The organism is Citrobacter sp. TBCS-14 (assembly GCF_005280805.1).
GTDB classification, from domain to species: Bacteria; Pseudomonadota; Gammaproteobacteria; order Enterobacterales; family Enterobacteriaceae; genus Citrobacter; species Citrobacter gillenii.
This window is the reverse complement of record NZ_SZWM01000185.1, coordinates 631,164-649,286: the sequence shown is the minus strand read 5'-3', so window position 1 is coordinate 649,286 and position 18,123 is coordinate 631,164. Positions and strand designations below refer to the sequence as shown.

The window sequence follows — 18,123 nt, the reverse complement described above, 5'->3', positions numbered from 1 at the left end:
CTTAGTGAGCGGATTCCGCGTGGCTCATGTCCATGCCTTCCATTCCTTCGTGTGCGCTGTGCTCACCTTCTGGTTTGGCCATGTCCATGCTCTTACCGTGAGCCATAAATTTGTTAATAACGTCTTTAAACAAATCCGGTTTCACGTTGGAGAAATATTCCACCTGGTTGTATTCGCTTGGTACAGCCACTTTCTCGAACGCTGCCATGTCACTCATGGTGTTCGTGGACTGTTTAGCTTTAGCAACCCATTGGTCGAATTCGGCGCGGTCCTTTGTTGCGATAGCCTTGAACTTCATACCGGAGAAGCCTGGTCCGCTGTAGCTTGCGGAGATACCATCATAAGTACCGGCTTCGTTGGCGATCAGATGCAGTCGAGTCTGCATACCGGCCATGGCATAAATCTGGCTACCCAGACGCGGGATAAAGAAGGAGTTCATCACGGAGTTGGATGTCACTTTGAATTCAACCGGAGTGTTCGCCGGGAAGGCGATTTCATTCACGGTAGCGATACCCTGTTCCGGATAGATGAAGAACCATTTCCAGTCCATGGAAACCACTTCGATGGTAATGGGCTTCTCGTCATGCGCCAGCGGTTTGCTTGGCTCAAGCGCGTGCGTGGTTTTCCAGGTCAGTACGGCAAGGAAAATGATGATTAAGATAGGCACCGTCCAGACCACAGCTTCCACTTTATTGGAGTGTGACCAGTTCGGGCTGTACTTCGCATCTTTATTGCTTGCACGGTACTTCCAGGCAAAACCAACAGCCATCAAGATGGCAGGAATAACGACGATCAACATCAGGCCAAATGCCGTCAGTATCAATGAACGTTGTTCCAGACCAATCTGTCCTTTAGGGTCAAGCAGCGCAGAATTACAGCCACTGAGTAATGCAGTGCCTGCAATTAATGACAACCATCCCAAACTTTTATTGTATTTCCTGAGTCTCATTTAACGACCTCAATTCCACGGGACCGGGTGGCGTTTAAAGTGTGAGGGCATTTTACGGGAAGGTTACATTACTGTAAACATCATTGGATCTGTGTTACCGGGTTCTGCCGTGCATGTCACATATGTTGCAATATATACCGCGTTGACTTTAAGAACCTGTTGCAACATCACGTTATAACGAAAGCAGGCACGCGGGGGCAGTGCGAAGGGCAATTGGTATAACCAATGCTAAAATAAAACAATTAATTAACAATTGATTATCATTAAAAGGACAATTAGAGAACAAAAAATAGAATGGCGTTGGCTGAATCGAGTAAGGAAAATAGAATTTATAAAAGGCGTCAATAATTTCCAAAATCTATGGCGCACAAAACAACAAATAATATTTTTATTAAGTGTTGTTTATTTAGCCGTTATAATTACGCAGAGTTATTACAACGGCCAAATATGCTCGTCATACTTCAAGCTACGGGTGTGTTGGCAATAACTCGGCCCATCCTGGGCCTCACCCTTACGGGCGCTGTGAACAGCGTTCAAATTCGTTCCCGACGAATTTGTCCTTGCTCACCCCAGTCACTTACTTATGTAAGCTCCTGGGGATTTGCTGCGTCGCCGCGTGATTCGGCCTTTCGGCCTCTCCCCTACGGGGGCAGCGCAAGCGCTGTTCAAAACGCTCACGCCTTTTGTCCCGTAACTCGAATTATTTAGAGCATAAATGTGCAACATCACGCCAGACGCGTTTTGCGCAGCGCCAGATAATCCAGCAATCCACCGAATACCACACCGCAGACTGCGACCACGACCGCAACTTCAAGCAGTTCCGGCAGGAAGGAGAAGTTAGTGTAGTCCAGGGCGTTCATTGTCAGCAGTAACAGCCAGACCACCAGCAAACAACAGCCCGCCACCAGCGTCATCAATGCCAGGTTGTACGCGCTACGAAACTCCGTGCGCGGGATAAAACTTTCGTTTTTCCAGCTATGTTCCAGCGTCTGGCGACAGACCAGCAACAGAATAAGGCCTGGGATCGCGGCAAAGACGGAGAACAGATAAAACGTGGGCCAACCGTGTGCTTCGACAAACCAGCCCGCGACCGGGCCGACATAAACGCGCCCCACAGCGGAAAGCGCGGAGAGCAGGGCAAACTGCGTTGCGGAGAAGGATTTATTGCACAGCGTCATCAGCAGAGCGACAAATGCTGCTGTCCCCATCCCACCGCACAGGTTTTCGAAGAATACTGCCGCACCCATGCTAAACATATGTTTGTCGGTAATGGAGAGCAACCAGTAACCCGCGTTCGATGCGCCCTGCAAAATGCCAAAAATCAGCAATGCGCGAAATAGCGACAGGCGTTGCATCAGGATCCCGCCGTACAGAGCGCCAACAATTGTCGCCAGCAGCCCCAGCGTTTTATTGACCACCCCAACTTCACCGGCGTCAAATCCGACGCCGCGGATTAAAAAGGTGGTGGTCAGGCTCATGGCGAAGGCATCGCCAAGCTTGTACAGCACAATCAGCAGCAGGATTAACCAGGCGTTGTTACGGCCAAAGAAATCGCGCAGCGGCGCGGCAACAGCTTGTTCCAGTGTTTTAGGGACCGGAATCGCATCTGTGGGTTCGGGGGCTAACAGGGTGGCGATAATACACGGTACCAGCAGAGCCGCCATCAGCCAGTACATGCCTTGCCAGCCAAGCCAGCGATCGGCCATCCACAGTGCCAGGCCACCGGAAACCAGCATCCCTAAGCGGTAGCCGAGCACGCTGATGGCAGCGCCGGTGCCGCGTTCTTCGGCGGGTAAAACATCCGTTTTCCAGGCATCAAAGACGATATCCTGCGACGCTGAGCAAAAGGCGATTACTACCGCCAGTGCTGCCATCCATCGCAACTGCGTGCCTGGCTCCAGAAAACCCATTGCAGCAATAGAAACCAGCAGCAAAATCTGTGTGGTCAGCAGCCAGCCTCGACGTCGACCCAAAAACGGCGGTGTGTAGCGGTCCATCACAGGGGACCAGAGGAACTTAAAGACGTAGGCCTGACCGACCAGAGAAAAGAAGCCGATAGTTTTAAGATCGATGTTCTCGACCGTCATCCACGCCTGAAGCGTACCGGAGGTCAGCGCGAGCGGTAAACCGGAAGCAAAACCCAGCATCAGCAGAATTGCTGACTTAGGTTGCTGAAAAATACGTAAGTAGTGACTGGACATGGCGTCTTTAGGCCCGACGTGCGCCGGGCCATAAGGGCAGAAATTAACGTGCGTTCTGCTTGATGAAATCGTGAACGCTGGTGTCCTGAGACATATCAGCGATGGTATCGGTCAGGACGCTGTTAACGGCATCAGCAATATTTTTGTTAGAGGCCTGCAGCGCGCCTTCAACAGAATAGCTTGCGCGGTAGTTTTTGGTCATCTTGTTGCCGTTGGCTGCGGTAGCAATAATGGCGATGTCTGCCTTGGTGGCGATGTTGTAACGCACGCTACCCTGAGACACGTCGGCGTACAGCTGGCTCACGATGATTTGCAGGTTAACAGCACCGTTTGGACCAATCATATAACCGCGTGCGGTCATCTGTTTTTCCAGCACTTCTTGCAGCAGGAAACGCAGATCGCGGGATGCAGTCAGCGTTACCAGTTGATTGTCGCGGGTGACTTTGGCCAGAGCCTGATCCTGACGCTGATCGGCCCCATTAATGCTGAGGGTCACACCCATCAGGCTAGGGTCCTGCTGCGGCAGGGTAATTTTTGGCGAAACGTCAATGGTGGTCGGTGGCGTTGCGCATCCAGCTAACATAAACAGCGCGACTAACGGAAAGAGGATTTTTTTAAACATGCCAGGGGTTCTCAGTGGATCTACATTTTATGGTTAGAGAAAATTCCCGCCATCATAACATTGCCAGAGACGAGGGGAAGTGGGTAACGCATGTAAATTCATTGCGTTGTCCGTTTATCTACTTTGATGAGACCATAAATGGACTTTTTGCAATAAACCGGACAGTTGAATCAGTGAACTTCATTCGTTTGGCTGAGAAAATCAGATAAACGCTAATTTTTTGTTGCTAAGGTGTAATGGAAACGGTAAAAGCGGCTAGTATTTAAAGGGATGGGTGACATCTCAGCGTTGTCGGAGGAAAAATTTCATGATGATTCGTGAGCAAATAGAAGAAAAATTAAGGGCAGCGTTCCAACCCGTGTTCCTCGAAGTTGTGGATGAAAGCTATCGTCACAATGTTCCGGCAGGTTCTGAAAGCCACTTTAAGGTTGTGCTGGTCAGCGATCGCTTTACAGGTGAACGTTTTCTTAATCGTCATCGGATGATTTACAGTACGTTAACGGCGGAACTCTCCACAACCGTACATGCGTTAGCCCTGCATACCTACACCACCAAGGAGTGGGAAGCGTTGCAGGACACGATTTTTGCATCGCCTCCCTGTCGTGGAGCGGGAAGCATCGCGTAGAAAAACGGATTTGCAACAACCGGCGCTTTTCCAGTATGTTGCTACAGATTATGTGAAAACGGCCTACGGGCCGTTTTATTTTGTCTGAATTCTGAGTCAGTCGTACAGTATTCAGACAAAAATTAGCCGGGAATTGTGAAAAAAGCCGCAGCAACGCGCGATAACCGTTCTCGACTCATAAAAGTGATGCCGCTATAATGCGCGTCTTATTTTTCGGAATGTCTTCGGGATGATTCTGACGACAGGGAATGTGATTGATTTTGAGAACATCCCGGTTCCGCGAAGCCAACAACCTGTGCTTGCGGAGAAGAGTTGACCGAGCACTGTGATTTTTTGAGGTAACAAGATGCAAGTTTCAGTTGAAACCACTCAAGGCCTTGGCCGCCGTGTAACGATTACTATCGCTGCTGACAGCATCGAAAACGCTGTGAAAAGCGAGCTGGTCAACGTAGCGAAGAAAGTGCGTATTGACGGCTTTCGCAAGGGAAAAGTACCGATGAATGTTGTTGCTCAGCGTTATGGCGCTTCTGTTCGCCAGGACGTTCTGGGCGACCTGATGAGCCGTCACTTCGTTGATGCAATCATCAAAGAAAAAATTAATCCGGCTGGCTCTCCGAACTACGTTCCGGGCGAATACAAACTGGGTGAAGATTTTACTTACGCGGTAGAGTTTGAAGTTTACCCGGAAGTTGAGCTGAAGGGTCTGGACGCAATCGAAGTTGAAAAACCGGTTGTTGAAGTCACCGACGCTGACGTTGACGTCATGCTGGACACCCTGCGTAAGCAGCAGGCGACCTGGAAAGACAAAGACGGCGCTGCTGATGCAGAAGACCGTGTCACCATCGACTTCACCGGTTCTGTAGACGGCGAAGAGTTCGAAGGCGGCAAAGCGTCTGACTTCGTACTGGCAATGGGTCAGGGTCGTATGATCCCAGGCTTCGAAGAAGGCGTTAAAGGTCACAAAGCTGGCGAAGAGTTCACTATCGAAGTGACCTTCCCGGAAGACTACCACGCTGAAAACCTGAAAGGTAAAGCGGCTAAATTCGTTATCAACCTGAAGAAAGTTGAAGAACGTGAACTGCCGGAACTGACTGAAGAATTCATCAAGCGTTTCGGCGTGGAAGATGGTTCTGTTGCCGGTCTGCGTGCTGAAGTGCGTAAAAACATGGAACGCGAGCTGAAAGGCGCCGTGCGTAACCGCGTTAAGTCTCAGGCGATCGAAGGTCTGGTAAAAGCGAATGACATCGACGTTCCTGTTGCCATGATTGACAACGAAATCGACGTTCTGCGTCGTCAGGCTGCACAGCGTTTCGGTGGCAACGAGAAACAAGCTCTGGAACTGCCGCGTGAACTGTTCGAAGAACAGGCTAAGCGTCGCGTTGTTGTTGGCCTGCTGCTGGGCGAAGTTATTCGTACCAACGAGCTGAAAGCTGACGAAGAACGCGTAAAAGGCCTGATCGAAGAGATGGCTTCTGCTTACGAAGATCCGAAAGAAGTGGTTGAATTCTACAGCAAGAACAAAGAGCTGATGGAAAACATGCGTAACGTCGCTCTGGAAGAGCAGGCTGTTGAAGCGGTTCTGGCGAAGGCAAAAGTGACTGAAAAAGCCACTACCTTCAACGAACTGATGAACCAGCAGGCGTAATTCGTCGCGTTTTTAGCACGAAATTCGCACATAAGCCCGTCACCTTCCGGTGGCGGGTTTTTTTTTGTCACGCATTTTGCATGGGAAGGGTGCGAAAACAGCGTTTCAGTGTTAGCGTTACAACAAAAGATTGTTATGCTTGAATTATGGCGATGTCGTACCCATTACTGAGGGACTAGCTGATAATCCGTCCATAAGGTTACAATCAGCACAGCAGGTTTTTTCAAATTTTATCCAGGAGACGGAAATGTCATACAGCGGCGAACGAGATAACTTTGCACCCCATATGGCGCTGGTGCCGATGGTCATTGAACAGACCTCACGTGGCGAGCGCTCTTTTGATATCTATTCTCGTCTACTTAAGGAACGCGTCATTTTTCTGACCGGCCAGGTCGAAGACCATATGGCTAACCTGATCGTGGCGCAGATGCTGTTCCTGGAAGCGGAAAACCCAGAAAAAGATATCTACCTGTACATCAACTCCCCGGGTGGGGTAATTACCGCAGGGATGTCTATCTATGACACCATGCAGTTTATTAAGCCGGACGTTAGCACCATTTGTATGGGCCAGGCGTGCTCAATGGGCGCGTTCCTGTTGACTGCAGGGGCAAAAGATAAACGCTTCTGCCTGCCTAACTCTCGCGTCATGATCCACCAGCCTCTGGGCGGTTACCAGGGCCAGGCAACGGATATTGAAATTCATGCCCGTGAAATCCTTAAAGTGAAAGGGCGCATGAATGAACTTATGGCGCATCATACGGGTCAATCGCTTGAGCAGATTGAACGTGACACCGAGCGCGATCGCTTCCTCTCTGCTTCTGAAGCAGTAGAGTACGGTCTGGTCGACTCGATTTTGACCCATCGTAATTGATGCCCAGGACGCAAGTGTGTCGCTATACACTTCATCCTTCACGCTACCTCTTTGTTGGCTGCCAGCGCTCCCCCCAGTTACTTACTTATGTAAGCGCCTGGGGAGTCGCTTAGTTGCCGCCTCGATGTAGCTCGAATGATTTTGTGTATATACTAATGAAGGGCGGCACAACGCTGACAAGCGGCTTGCGCCTGAGAATGGCATTTGCGTCGTCGTGTGCGGCACAAAGAACAAAGAAGAGGTTTTGACCCATGACAGATAAACGCAAAGATGGCTCGGGCAAATTGTTGTACTGCTCTTTTTGCGGCAAAAGCCAGCATGAAGTGCGCAAGCTGATTGCCGGACCATCCGTGTATATCTGCGACGAATGTGTTGATTTATGTAATGACATCATTCGCGAAGAGATTAAGGAAGTCGCACCGCATCGTGAACGCAGTGCGCTGCCGACACCGCATGAAATTCGCAACCACCTGGACGATTACGTTATCGGTCAGGAGCAGGCGAAGAAAGTGCTGGCGGTCGCGGTATACAACCATTACAAACGTCTGCGCAACGGCGACACCAGCAATGGCGTCGAGTTGGGCAAAAGTAACATCCTGCTGATCGGCCCGACGGGTTCCGGTAAAACGCTGCTGGCTGAAACGCTGGCGCGCCTGCTGGACGTTCCGTTCACTATGGCCGACGCCACCACCCTGACCGAAGCAGGTTATGTGGGTGAGGACGTTGAAAATATCATTCAGAAATTGTTGCAGAAGTGCGATTACGACGTACAGAAAGCGCAGCGCGGCATTGTCTATATTGATGAGATCGACAAGATCTCGCGTAAATCAGACAACCCGTCCATCACGCGTGATGTTTCCGGCGAAGGCGTACAGCAAGCGCTGTTGAAACTGATCGAAGGTACGGTTGCTGCTGTGCCTCCGCAGGGCGGACGTAAACATCCGCAGCAGGAGTTCTTGCAGGTTGATACCTCTAAGATCCTGTTTATCTGTGGCGGTGCATTTGCCGGTCTGGATAAGGTGATTGCTAACCGAGTTGAAACCGGCTCCGGCATTGGTTTTGGCGCGACGGTAAAAGCCCAGTCTGATAAAGCCAGCGAAGGTGAACTGCTGTCGCAGGTTGAGCCGGAAGATCTGATCAAATTTGGTCTGATCCCTGAGTTCATCGGACGTCTGCCGGTGGTGGCAACGTTGACCGAGCTGAGCGAAGATGCGCTGATCCAAATCCTGAAAGAGCCGAAAAATGCCCTGACCAAGCAGTATCAGGCGTTGTTCAATCTTGAAGGCGTGGATCTGGAATTCCGTGACGAAGCGCTAGATGCTATCGCCAAGAAAGCGATGGCGCGTAAAACCGGTGCTCGTGGTCTGCGTTCTATCGTTGAAGCTGCACTGCTCGACACCATGTACGATCTGCCTTCTATGGAAGACGTCGAAAAAGTGGTTATCGACGAGTCCGTTATCGGTGGTCAGAGCAAGCCATTACTGATTTACGGTAAGCCGGAAGCGCAGCAGGCATCTGGCGAATAATTAACCATTTTATACAATCGGTTAATCAAAAAGGGGGGATTTTATCTCCCCTTTTATTTTTCCGTAAACATGGCGTTGAATGTGTGGGAAACATCCCCATATACTGACATACATGTTAAAGGTGGTAATAAGAAGCACAGCAATGCCACCTGATTACCTGGCGGACACTAAACTAAGAGAGAGCTCTATGAATCCTGAGCGTTCTGAACGCATTGAAATCCCCGTATTGCCGTTGCGCGATGTGGTGGTTTATCCGCACATGGTCATACCCTTATTTGTAGGGCGGGAAAAATCTATCCGTTGTCTGGAAGCGGCCATGGACCATGATAAAAAAATCATGCTGGTCGCACAGAAAGAAGCATCAACGGATGAGCCGGGTGTAAACGATCTTTTCACCGTCGGGACCGTGGCCTCTATTTTGCAGATGCTGAAACTGCCTGACGGCACCGTAAAGGTGCTGGTCGAGGGGTTACAGCGCGCGCGTATTTCTGCGCTGTCTGATAACGGTGAGCATTTCTCTGCGAAAGCGGAGTACCTTGATTCGCCGGCCATTGATGAGCGCGAACAGGAAGTGCTGGTGCGTACCGCAATCAGCCAGTTCGAAGGCTATATCAAGCTGAACAAGAAAATCCCACCAGAAGTGCTGACGTCGCTTAATAGCATTGACGATCCTGCACGCCTGGCGGACACCATCGCTGCGCACATGCCACTAAAACTGGCGGATAAGCAGTCCGTGCTGGAGATGTCAGACGTTAACGAACGTCTGGAATATCTGATGGCAATGATGGAATCTGAAATCGATCTGCTGCAGGTTGAGAAGCGTATTCGCAATCGCGTGAAAAAGCAGATGGAGAAGTCCCAGCGTGAGTACTATCTGAACGAGCAAATGAAAGCCATTCAGAAAGAACTCGGCGAGATGGACGACGCGCCGGATGAAAACGAAGCGCTGAAACGTAAAATCGACGCGGCGAAAATGCCGAAAGAGGCAAAAGAGAAAGCGGAAGCAGAACTGCAGAAGCTGAAAATGATGTCTCCGATGTCGGCAGAAGCGACCGTGGTTCGCGGCTACATCGACTGGATGGTACAGGTACCGTGGAACGCGCGTAGCAAGGTCAAAAAAGACCTGCGTCAGGCGCAGGAGATCCTCGATACCGATCATTATGGTCTGGAGCGCGTGAAAGACCGCATCCTTGAGTATCTTGCGGTTCAAAGCCGAGTCAACAAAATCAAGGGGCCGATCCTGTGCCTGGTAGGGCCGCCGGGGGTGGGTAAAACCTCTCTGGGGCAGTCCATTGCTAAAGCGACCGGGCGTAAATACATCCGTATGGCGCTGGGTGGCGTGCGTGACGAAGCGGAAATCCGCGGTCACCGCCGGACCTATATCGGTTCAATGCCGGGCAAACTGATCCAGAAAATGGCCAAGGTGGGCGTTAAAAACCCGCTGTTCCTGCTCGATGAGATCGACAAAATGTCTTCCGACATGCGTGGCGATCCGGCGTCCGCACTGCTTGAAGTGCTGGATCCCGAACAGAACGTGGCGTTCAGCGATCACTACCTGGAAGTGGACTACGATCTCAGCGACGTGATGTTTGTTGCGACCTCTAACTCCATGAACATTCCGGCACCGCTGCTGGATCGTATGGAAGTGATCCGTCTGTCCGGTTATACCGAAGACGAGAAGCTGAATATTGCTAAACGCCACCTGCTGCCGAAGCAGATTGAGCGTAACGCGCTGAAAAAAGGTGAACTGACGGTCGACGATAGCGCCATTGTGGGCATTATTCGTTACTACACCCGTGAAGCGGGCGTGCGTAGTCTGGAGCGTGAAATCTCCAAACTGTGCCGCAAAGCGGTGAAACAACTATTGCTTGATAAGTCACTGAAACATATCGAGATCAATGGCGATAACCTGCACGACTATCTGGGTGTGCAGCGCTTTGACTACGGCCGTGCGGACAACGAAAACCGCGTAGGTCAGGTCACTGGTCTGGCGTGGACTGAAGTGGGTGGCGATCTGCTGACCATCGAAACCGCCTGTGTGCCGGGTAAAGGTAAGCTGACCTACACCGGTTCTCTGGGCGAAGTGATGCAGGAATCCATTCAGGCAGCGCTGACCGTGGTACGCGCACGTGCGGAGAAACTGGGTATTAACCCGGACTTCTACGAAAAACGTGATATTCACGTTCACGTCCCTGAAGGGGCAACGCCGAAAGATGGTCCAAGCGCAGGTATTGCTATGTGTACCGCACTGGTATCGTGCCTGACCGGTAACCCGGTTCGTGCGGATGTTGCCATGACCGGCGAGATCACCCTGCGTGGTCAGGTTTTGCCGATCGGTGGTTTGAAAGAAAAACTGCTGGCAGCACACCGTGGTGGTATCAAAACGGTCTTAATTCCTGATGAAAACAAACGTGACCTGGAAGAGATTCCGGACAACGTTCTCGCCGATCTGGACATCCATCCGGTGAAGCGCATTGAGGAAGTTCTGACTCTGGCACTGCAAAACGAACCTTCAGGTATGCAGGTTGTGACGGCAAAATAGTGACCTCGCGCAAAGAGCGTCAATAAAAACAGGGCTGGCAGGCCATTTCGGGCTTGCCAGCCTTTTTTTGTATAGCTAATTTAGATGACGGATTAGGCTTGCCATCATTAACGGGTGTTGTAAGGGCATGGCAGGCCTGATATAACTGCTGCGCGTTCGCACTTTGAAGGATTCAGGTGCGATATAAATTATAAAGAGGAAGAGAAGAGTGAATAAATCTCAACTGATCGACAAAATTGCTGCAGGGGCTGATATCTCTAAAGCTGCGGCTGGACGTGCGTTAGATGCAATTATTGCTTCTGTTACCGAATCCCTGAAAGAAGGTGATGACGTAGCGCTGGTAGGTTTTGGTACTTTTGCCGTTAAAGAGCGTGCTGCCCGTACTGGTCGCAACCCGCAAACTGGTAAAGAGATCACTATCGCCGCGGCTAAAGTACCGGGTTTCCGTGCAGGTAAAGCACTGAAAGACGCGGTAAACTAAGTGATTCCCCCTTTGGGGATGTGACTAAGTACAAGGGCGCATCAACAGATGTGCCTTTTTTATTTGTGATTCCGGGACTTTCTACGTGTTGTGGGCTGACAATCGCCCCTGTTTCTTGTCACAATAGACCTTTCCACGCAGCGTTCAGAAAACGCTATGCTGCGTGAGGTATACAGTCACCTACAGCGGAGTGTGGTTACACCATGATGGACAGCTTACGCACGGCTGCTAACAGTCTCGTGCTCAAGATTATTTTCGGTATCATTATCGTGTCGTTCATTTTGACCGGCGTGAGTGGTTACCTGATTGGCGGAAGCAACAACTACGCCGCAAAAGTGAATGGCCAGGAAATTAGCCGCGGGCAGTTTGAGAATGCGTTTAACAGTGAACGTAATCGCATGCAGCAGCAGCTGGGCGATCAGTTCTCTGAGCTGGCGGCGAATGAAGGCTACATGAAAACGCTGCGTCAGCAGGTGCTGAATCGTCTGGTAGACGAAGCGCTGCTGGACCAATACTCTCGCGAACTGAAGCTCAGCATCAGCGATGAGCAGGTTAAACAGGCTATCCTCTCAACGCCTGCTTTCCAGGTTGACGGTAAATTTGATAACAACCGCTATAACGCAATTGTAAATCAGATGGGGATGACCGCAGACCAGTATGCTCAGGCGCTGCGTAACCAGCTCACCACCCAGCAGTTGATCAACGGCGTAGCCGGGACAGAGTTCATGCTGAAGGGTGAAACGGACGAACTGGCGGCGCTGGTTGCACAGCAGCGTATCGTGCGTGAAGCGACTATTGACGTCAACGCACTTGCAGCGAAACAGTCGGTGACTGAGCAGGAAGTTGCCAGCTACTACGAGCAGAATAAAAACCACTTTATGATGCCGGAGCAGTTCCGTGTGAGCTACATCAAGCTGGATGCTGCAGCTATGCAGGAAACAGCCAGCGATGCGGATATTCAGTCTTATTATGACCAGCATCAGGATCAGTTCACTCAACCGCAGCGTAATCGCTACAGCATCATCCAGACCAAAACGGAAGATGAAGCCAAAGCGGTACTGGATGCGCTGAACAAAGGTGGTGATTTTGCCGCCCTGGCGAAGGAAAAATCCGCCGACATTATCTCTGCCCGTAACGGCGGTGATATGGGATGGCTGGAAGAATCCACCACGCCAGAAGAGCTGAAGAATGCGGGTCTGAAAGAAAAAGGCCAACTGTCAGGCGTGATCAAGTCTTCTGTGGGTTTCCTGGTTGCTCGTCTTGATGATGTCCAGCCAGCGCAGGTTAAACCGCTGAGCGAAGCACGTGACGAGATTGCGGCGAAAGTGAAGCAGGAAAAAGCGCTGGATGCCTACTATGCGCTGCAGCAGAAAGTCAGCGATGCGGCAAGCAACGATAACGAATCCCTCGCGGGGGCTGAGCAGGCAGCGGGTATGAAAGCCGTTGAAACAGGCTGGTTTAGCCGTGACAGCCTGCCTGAAGAGCTGAATTTCAAACCGGTTTCAGACATCATTTTCAATGGTGGCCTGGTTGGTGAGAATGGCACTCCGGGCAGCAACTCTGACATCATCACCGTGGATGGCGATCGCGCGTTTGTGCTGCGTATTGCTGAGCACAAAGCGGAAGCTGTTAAGCCGCTGGCTGAAGTGAAAGATCAGGTAACCGCGCTTGTTAAGCATAACAAAGCAGAGCAACAAGCGAAGCTGGATGCCGACAAACTGCTGGCTGCGCTGAAAGCCGGTAAAGGCGATGAAGCAATGAAAGCGGCAGGTCTGAGTTTTGGTGAAGCGAAAACCCTGAGCCGTACAGGTCAGGATCCGCTGAGCCAGGCGGCGTTTGGTCTGGCGCTGCCGGCGAATGACAAGCCGAGCTACGGCGTAGCGAACGATATGCAGGGCAACGTTGTTCTGCTGGCGCTCGACGCGGTGAAAGCGGGTTCGATGCCAGAAGAGCAGAAGAAAGCAATGGTTCAGGGGATTACTCAGAACAACGCGCAGATCGTCTTCGAAGCGCTGATGAGTAACCTGCGTAAAGCGGCAAAAATTAAAGTCGGTGACGCGCTGGAACAGCAGCAATAATCGAGACGCTTCGCAAAAAATTGCAAAAAGTTGTATACACCAAAGGCCGCTTTCGCGGCCTTTTCCATTTCTGAATTTTGCCATTTGTCTGCTGTTCTCCACCTCGCTATCGTGATTCCACTGTTAACAAACAAGGAGAAAACAGTATGAAACATGGAATCAAAGCACTGCTTATCACCCTTTCATTAACCTGTGCTGGCGTGAGCCAAAGTACCCTAGCCGCGGAACCGGTCGCTAAAAGCCAGGCGGTCCAGACCAAAGCAGAGGGGGCGGGTGCGGCGCATAGCAAAGCGACGGTACCGACGAAAGCCAGCGATGATGAAGGCACCAGGGTAAGCATCAATACCGCGTCGGCGGAGGATTTAGCGCGGGTCATGAATGGTGTCGGGCTAAAGAAAGCGCAGGCGATTGTCAGCTATCGGGAGGAGTACGGGCCGTTTAAAACGGTTGATGACTTAAAACAGGTGCCGGGAATGGGCAGTTCACTGGTGGAGCGTAACTTGGCTGTTTTAACACTTTAATAACTTGCAGAGCGCTGAAAATTTGCCAGACTGTAGAGGTCATACCAGTTATGGCCTCCTTATCCTCAAGTCTATTCCTATAAAAACAAATTAGGGTTCCTGCGCTATGCAAACACAAATCAAAGTTCGTGGTTTTCATCTCGATGTCTATCAACATGTTAACAATGCCCGCTACCTTGAGTTTCTGGAAGAAGCCCGCTGGGACGGTCTGGAAAACAGTGATAGCTTCCAGTGGATGACCGCGCACAACATCGCTTTTGTGGTGGTTAACATTAATATCAACTACCGGCGCCCCGCCGTGCTGAGTGATCTGCTGACCGTCACCAGTCAGGTACAACAGTTAAATGGCAAAAGCGGTGTGTTAAACCAGACCATCACGTTAGAGCCGGAAGGGCAGGTAGTGGCCGATGCGTTGATTACCTTCGTCTGTATCGATTTAAAAACGCAGAAAGCGCTGCCGCTGGAAGGGGAGTTGCGCGAAAAGCTGGAGCAGATGGTGAAGTAAGGGAAGATTGCCGGGCCTGCAAACATCAGGCCTGCAAATGATACCGATTTGTAGGCCGGATAAGACGCATTAGCGTCGCCATCCGGCATTATCATCGCAATAAATTACTTTAACCCGGTTTTCTGCTTCATGGCCGCCATCACTGCCGGTTTATCCGCCAGATAATGTTTCAGGCCGTTGGCACGCAGGTTACAGGCGGCACACTGGCCGCAACCGTCGCCCTTAACGCCGTTATAGCAAGTCAGCGTCTCTTCACGCACCAGATCCAGCTTGCCCCAGTAGTCGGCCAGTGCCCAGGTTTCGGCTTTATCAAGCCACATCAACGGGGTTTCAAAGCGGATATCTTTTGCCATGCCCAGACTTACGGCATGATTCAGCGCTTTGACAAACTCATCGCGACAATCAGGATAGCCGGAGAAATCGGTCTCGCAAACGCCAGTAATGACCGCTTCCGCTTGCACCTGATATGCATAAATCGCCGTCAGCGTTAAGAACAAAATATTACGTCCGGGCACAAAGGTGTTGGGAATACCGTTGGCTTCCGGTTCGTAATCCGGTACCGGAATGTTATCGCGGGTCAAGCTACTGACCGCCAGTTCGCTAAGCAGCGTGACGTCGAGAACTTTGTGTGCGCGTGCGCCGAGTTTTAAGGCCAGGTCACGTGCGACATCAATCTCAGCGCGATGGCGCTGACCATAATCAAAGGTCACACAGTGCACTTCATCATATTGATGCAGCGCCTGCGCCAGACAGGTGGTGGAGTCCTGACCTCCACTAAATACGACAACGGCACGTTTCATGGTTTTTCCTGACAAATAACGAAAACCCTATGGTAGCGCCTGGGCGCGGCGTCGACCAGCTTCTTCACGATGAAGGCGACGGCAGCCAGGCCTCGGTGAATTCAAACCAGCCTCTGGGGTTGAGCCGCACGCCGTTGACGCCCGGTGGGGCGCTAATGCGGTAATGGTAATTAAACAGCGGCGTTAGCGTGGCGTCATTCATCAGGTTAGTGAAAACCTGCTGTAACGCCGCGTGACGATGATCCTCATTAGCCTGGGTTTGCAGCGCATCCAGCGTGGCCTGTAGATGAGAGAATGCCGGGGCATCCAGAACATGCGGCCAGAGCTGATCGCAGCGTAGCCACTGTTCAAGTGTATATTCTGGTGCTTCGCCAATCAGACGGTCGCCCATCATCAGGTCGGCCTGGGCCAGAGGATGGTCACCGTCCCAGTTCTTGGCATTGTGAAAAATCAGCGTTAACTCGCAGCCCAGCGTTGCCAGTACCTGGCGAAGCTGTTCGGCCATGGCGTGCAACTCTACTGGCAGGTGATATACCAGCGTCAGTTTTTCCGGCAGGGCCACTTCATCCAACTGATCCCATTGCGGAATGGTCCACCCTGGCAGCAGCGCATTGCTTGGGGTAATCAGATTCTCTTCCACCTCAAGCGTCTGCAACAGGGAAGAGCGGTGGATGATATTGACCAGCCGACGCGCCTGAAGCACGTTCAGTCGTGCGCTTTTCCTGAGGGTTAAATAACAAAATCCGAGGCTGATCCCGCTACTGACCTGGCTAAGCATCGGCAGTTCCTCAGGCTTGCCAATGGCAATTTGCACCGGATGGCGGCAGCTGGTACCCAGATCCTGGTCGAAAAGCTGCGGTGTTATCCAAAATTCAATGGCTTTCAGCAACGGGTGGCTGAGGTGATAGTGGTCATGGCTCTCGATACGGACCAGTTCCGGTGTAAACAGCGTCAGCCTAAACGGACCGGTGCCGACGAGCGGCTGTTCCGGGTGCGCCAGATGACTGCTGTAGCTGGCCAGACGGTGTGCCAGCCAGAAGTCGGGGCGATGTAAAATAAACGTCAGGCATTGAGGGTGAGTCACCTCAATACGCTTCACGCTGATAAATAATTTATTGAGCGCGGGCAGCTCCAGCAGCTGTTGCAGGCGTTGATGTAGCTGCGAGGTGCTAAGCGCGTCACCGTTATGCCAGTGCAGCGTGGAGCGAATATAGAAATCCCAGCGCAGGCCGTCGGCGGAGATATCCCAGTGGTGGGCCAAATCACCGCAGGGGCGCTGGGTCGTACTGTCAAAACGGGTCAGTCCGGAGAAGACTTGCCCGGCAAGATGTTGTTCGGCACGACCGGGGAGAAAGCCGGGGCGGAGGGGATCAAGTGGGCGATAGTAGGGAATACGCAGGGTTGGCGTATCGTTATGCCACTGGCCGCCCATAAACGGCTGCAGCAGCGTTCTTAATTCTCCGGGAGCCAGCTGCGCCAGCTCCAGCACGCTACGCTGTTCTCCCTTTTGCAACGCCTGCTCCATCATCGTATTACGCAGCGAGTCGGGCGTGACCAAAAAGCGCAATTGTCCCCGTTTTCCGCGTCCTGAGCGTGCTTCCCATACCAGCCAGCCCGCCTCCTGTGCCTGGCGTAGCAGCGTACGGACATGGCGCTCGCTGCAAAAACAGCGTTCAGCCAGTTCGCCGACGGTGACCGACTGCGGCTCTCCGTTTGAGGGCTGCCAGAGGCGTTGGTACTGATTCAATCGATTCAAAAGTCGCATTTGCACTTCATCCTTCGGGCAACATAAACCCGGAACAATTCGTTTTATCTATTCACTATTACTTCCGTATATCTCAGGTGATACTGAACCACAAGTTAACCGCGTCACAGTGTGGAGAAAGAAATGGCTCGTCTGGCTGCATTTGATATGGATGGCACCCTGCTGATGCCGAATCACCATTTAGGTGACGAAACACTCTCGACGCTGGCGCGCCTGCGTGAACGCGACATCACCCTGACGTTTGCCACTGGCCGCCATGTGCTGGAGATGCGTCATATCTTAGGGACCCTCTCGCTGGACGCATTTTTGATAACGGGTAACGGGACGCGTATTCATTCGCTGGAAGGGGATGTACTGCATCGTCAGGATCTGGCACCCGAGGCAGCAGATATCGTCCTGCATCAGAAGTGGGATACCCAGGCCAGCATGCATGTCTTCAATGACAATGGATGGTTCACCGGGCAGGAGATCCCGTCTATCCTCAAGGCGCATGTGTACAGCGGATTCCGTTATCAGGTCGTGGATGTGAAACGTATCCCCGCGCATCAGGTGACGAAGATCTGCTTCTGCGGCGATCATGACGACCTGATACGCCTGCGCATTCAATTGAATGAGGCGCTGGGTGAGCAGGCAAATCTCTGTTTTTCCGCCGTAGACTGTCTTGAAGTGCTGCCGCTGGGCTGTAACAAAGGCTCCGCGCTGGCGGTACTGAGTGACCATTTAGGTTTTTCTATGGCTGAGTGCATGGCATTTGGTGACGCGATGAACGATCGCGAGATGCTGGGCAGCGTAGGGCGAGGTTTGATTATGGGCAACGCCATGCCGCAATTAATTGCTGAGCTTCCTGATTTACCGGTGATTGGACATTGTCGCAATCAGGCAGTATCGCACTTTTTAACACATTGGCTGGATAATCCGCATCTACCTTATTCCCCCGAATGAGAGATCCCTTCCAGCAAGCCAGACCATTAGGTCTGGCTTTTTTTTGCCGG

The 18,123-nt window shown here is 51.7% G+C and carries 15 protein-coding genes; 10 read left to right on the top strand and 5 right to left on the bottom strand.

The window, feature by feature from the left end; all coding sequences use genetic code 11:
- Nucleotide 1: 1 nt before the first annotated feature.
- The 3 genes from cyoA to FDX22_RS11730 form a co-directional block, all read right to left on the bottom strand.
- The gene (cyoA, locus tag FDX22_RS11745) at nucleotides 2-949 is read right to left on the bottom strand and encodes a cytochrome o ubiquinol oxidase subunit II (RefSeq protein ID WP_115259235.1); all 948 of its coding nucleotides are present in this window, start codon (nucleotides 947-949) and stop codon (nucleotides 2-4) included.
- 725 nt (nucleotides 950-1,674) lie between these two features.
- A complete protein-coding gene (gene ampG, locus FDX22_RS11735) occupies nucleotides 1,675-3,150 on the bottom strand; it encodes a muropeptide MFS transporter AmpG (protein ID WP_115259234.1) in 1,476 nt (491 codons plus the stop codon).
- A 43-nt stretch (nucleotides 3,151-3,193) separates the two neighbouring features.
- Nucleotides 3,194-3,772 (bottom strand): lipoprotein, encoded by a 579-nt coding sequence (locus tag FDX22_RS11730; RefSeq protein WP_096758067.1) that lies wholly within the window; start codon nucleotides 3,770-3,772, stop codon nucleotides 3,194-3,196.
- Nucleotides 3,773-4,079: 307 nt separating this feature from the next.
- Between FDX22_RS11730 and bolA the strand changes: the two genes are divergently transcribed.
- From bolA to fadM, 9 genes are all read left to right on the top strand, one after another.
- Nucleotides 4,080-4,397, top strand: coding sequence for a transcriptional regulator BolA (bolA, locus tag FDX22_RS11725; protein WP_096758066.1), 318 nt, complete (start codon nucleotides 4,080-4,082; stop codon nucleotides 4,395-4,397).
- A 346-nt stretch (nucleotides 4,398-4,743) separates the two neighbouring features.
- A complete protein-coding gene (gene tig / locus FDX22_RS11720) occupies nucleotides 4,744-6,042 on the top strand; it encodes a trigger factor (protein WP_096758065.1) in 1,299 nt (432 codons plus the stop codon).
- Between the two features lie 247 nt (nucleotides 6,043-6,289).
- Entirely contained in the window at nucleotides 6,290-6,913 is a 624-nt protein-coding gene (clpP, locus tag FDX22_RS11715) for an ATP-dependent Clp endopeptidase proteolytic subunit ClpP (protein ID WP_096758064.1), read from the top strand.
- Between the two features lie 251 nt (nucleotides 6,914-7,164).
- Entirely contained in the window at nucleotides 7,165-8,439 is a 1,275-nt protein-coding gene (gene clpX, locus FDX22_RS11710) for an ATP-dependent protease ATP-binding subunit ClpX (protein WP_096758063.1), read from the top strand.
- Between the two features lie 187 nt (nucleotides 8,440-8,626).
- Nucleotides 8,627-10,981 carry an endopeptidase La gene (lon, locus tag FDX22_RS11705; RefSeq protein ID WP_096758062.1) on the top strand — a complete coding sequence of 785 codons (2,355 nt, stop codon included), beginning with the start codon at nucleotides 8,627-8,629 and terminating at the stop codon, nucleotides 10,979-10,981.
- Nucleotides 10,982-11,171: 190 nt separating this feature from the next.
- Entirely contained in the window at nucleotides 11,172-11,462 is a 291-nt protein-coding gene (hupB, locus tag FDX22_RS11700; protein WP_219352570.1) for a nucleoid-associated protein HU-beta, read from the top strand.
- A 203-nt stretch (nucleotides 11,463-11,665) separates the two neighbouring features.
- Nucleotides 11,666-13,540, top strand: coding sequence for a peptidylprolyl isomerase (gene ppiD / locus FDX22_RS11695; protein WP_096758061.1), 1,875 nt, complete (start codon nucleotides 11,666-11,668; stop codon nucleotides 13,538-13,540).
- Nucleotides 13,541-13,686: 146 nt separating this feature from the next.
- The gene (locus FDX22_RS11685; RefSeq protein WP_096758060.1) at nucleotides 13,687-14,061 is read left to right on the top strand and encodes a helix-hairpin-helix domain-containing protein; all 375 of its coding nucleotides are present in this window, start codon (nucleotides 13,687-13,689) and stop codon (nucleotides 14,059-14,061) included.
- 106 nt (nucleotides 14,062-14,167) lie between these two features.
- Nucleotides 14,168-14,566, top strand: a complete 399-nt coding sequence (gene fadM / locus FDX22_RS11680; protein WP_096758059.1) for a long-chain acyl-CoA thioesterase FadM — start codon at nucleotides 14,168-14,170, stop codon at nucleotides 14,564-14,566.
- Nucleotides 14,567-14,670: 104 nt separating this feature from the next.
- On the opposite strand, the gene queC is transcribed toward fadM, so the two are convergent.
- Both queC and FDX22_RS11670 read right to left on the bottom strand, forming a co-directional pair.
- A complete protein-coding gene (queC, locus tag FDX22_RS11675) occupies nucleotides 14,671-15,366 on the bottom strand; it encodes a 7-cyano-7-deazaguanine synthase QueC (RefSeq protein WP_117342123.1) in 696 nt (231 codons plus the stop codon).
- 64 nt (nucleotides 15,367-15,430) lie between these two features.
- Nucleotides 15,431-17,131, bottom strand: coding sequence for an SgrR family transcriptional regulator (locus FDX22_RS11670; protein ID WP_146717228.1), 1,701 nt, complete (start codon nucleotides 17,129-17,131; stop codon nucleotides 15,431-15,433).
- Nucleotides 17,132-17,254: 123 nt separating this feature from the next.
- On the opposite strand from FDX22_RS11670, the gene cof reads away from it, so the two are divergent.
- A complete protein-coding gene (cof, locus tag FDX22_RS11660; protein ID WP_115259227.1) occupies nucleotides 17,255-18,073 on the top strand; it encodes an HMP-PP phosphatase in 819 nt (272 codons plus the stop codon).
- Nucleotides 18,074-18,123: the final 50 nt, after the last annotated feature.

Coding starts and splice junctions, on each gene's coding strand:
- bolA (WP_096758066.1), top strand. CDS start 4,080: ATGATGATTCGTGAGCAAATAGAAGAAAAATTAAGGGCAGCGTTCCAA.
- clpP (WP_096758064.1), top strand. CDS start 6,290: ATGTCATACAGCGGCGAACGAGATAACTTTGCACCCCATATGGCGCTG.
- clpX (WP_096758063.1), top strand. CDS start 7,165: ATGACAGATAAACGCAAAGATGGCTCGGGCAAATTGTTGTACTGCTCT.
- queC (WP_117342123.1), bottom strand. CDS start 15,366: ATGAAACGTGCCGTTGTCGTATTTAGTGGAGGTCAGGACTCCACCACC.
- cyoA (WP_115259235.1), bottom strand. CDS start 949: ATGAGACTCAGGAAATACAATAAAAGTTTGGGATGGTTGTCATTAATT.
- lon (WP_096758062.1), top strand. CDS start 8,627: ATGAATCCTGAGCGTTCTGAACGCATTGAAATCCCCGTATTGCCGTTG.
- ampG (WP_115259234.1), bottom strand. CDS start 3,150: ATGTCCAGTCACTACTTACGTATTTTTCAGCAACCTAAGTCAGCAATT.
- tig (WP_096758065.1), top strand. CDS start 4,744: ATGCAAGTTTCAGTTGAAACCACTCAAGGCCTTGGCCGCCGTGTAACG.
- ppiD (WP_096758061.1), top strand. CDS start 11,666: ATGATGGACAGCTTACGCACGGCTGCTAACAGTCTCGTGCTCAAGATT.
- FDX22_RS11730 (WP_096758067.1), bottom strand. CDS start 3,772: ATGTTTAAAAAAATCCTCTTTCCGTTAGTCGCGCTGTTTATGTTAGCT.
- FDX22_RS11685 (WP_096758060.1), top strand. CDS start 13,687: ATGAAACATGGAATCAAAGCACTGCTTATCACCCTTTCATTAACCTGT.
- cof (WP_115259227.1), top strand. CDS start 17,255: ATGGCTCGTCTGGCTGCATTTGATATGGATGGCACCCTGCTGATGCCG.
- FDX22_RS11670 (WP_146717228.1), bottom strand. CDS start 17,131: ATGCGACTTTTGAATCGATTGAATCAGTACCAACGCCTCTGGCAGCCC.
- fadM (WP_096758059.1), top strand. CDS start 14,168: ATGCAAACACAAATCAAAGTTCGTGGTTTTCATCTCGATGTCTATCAA.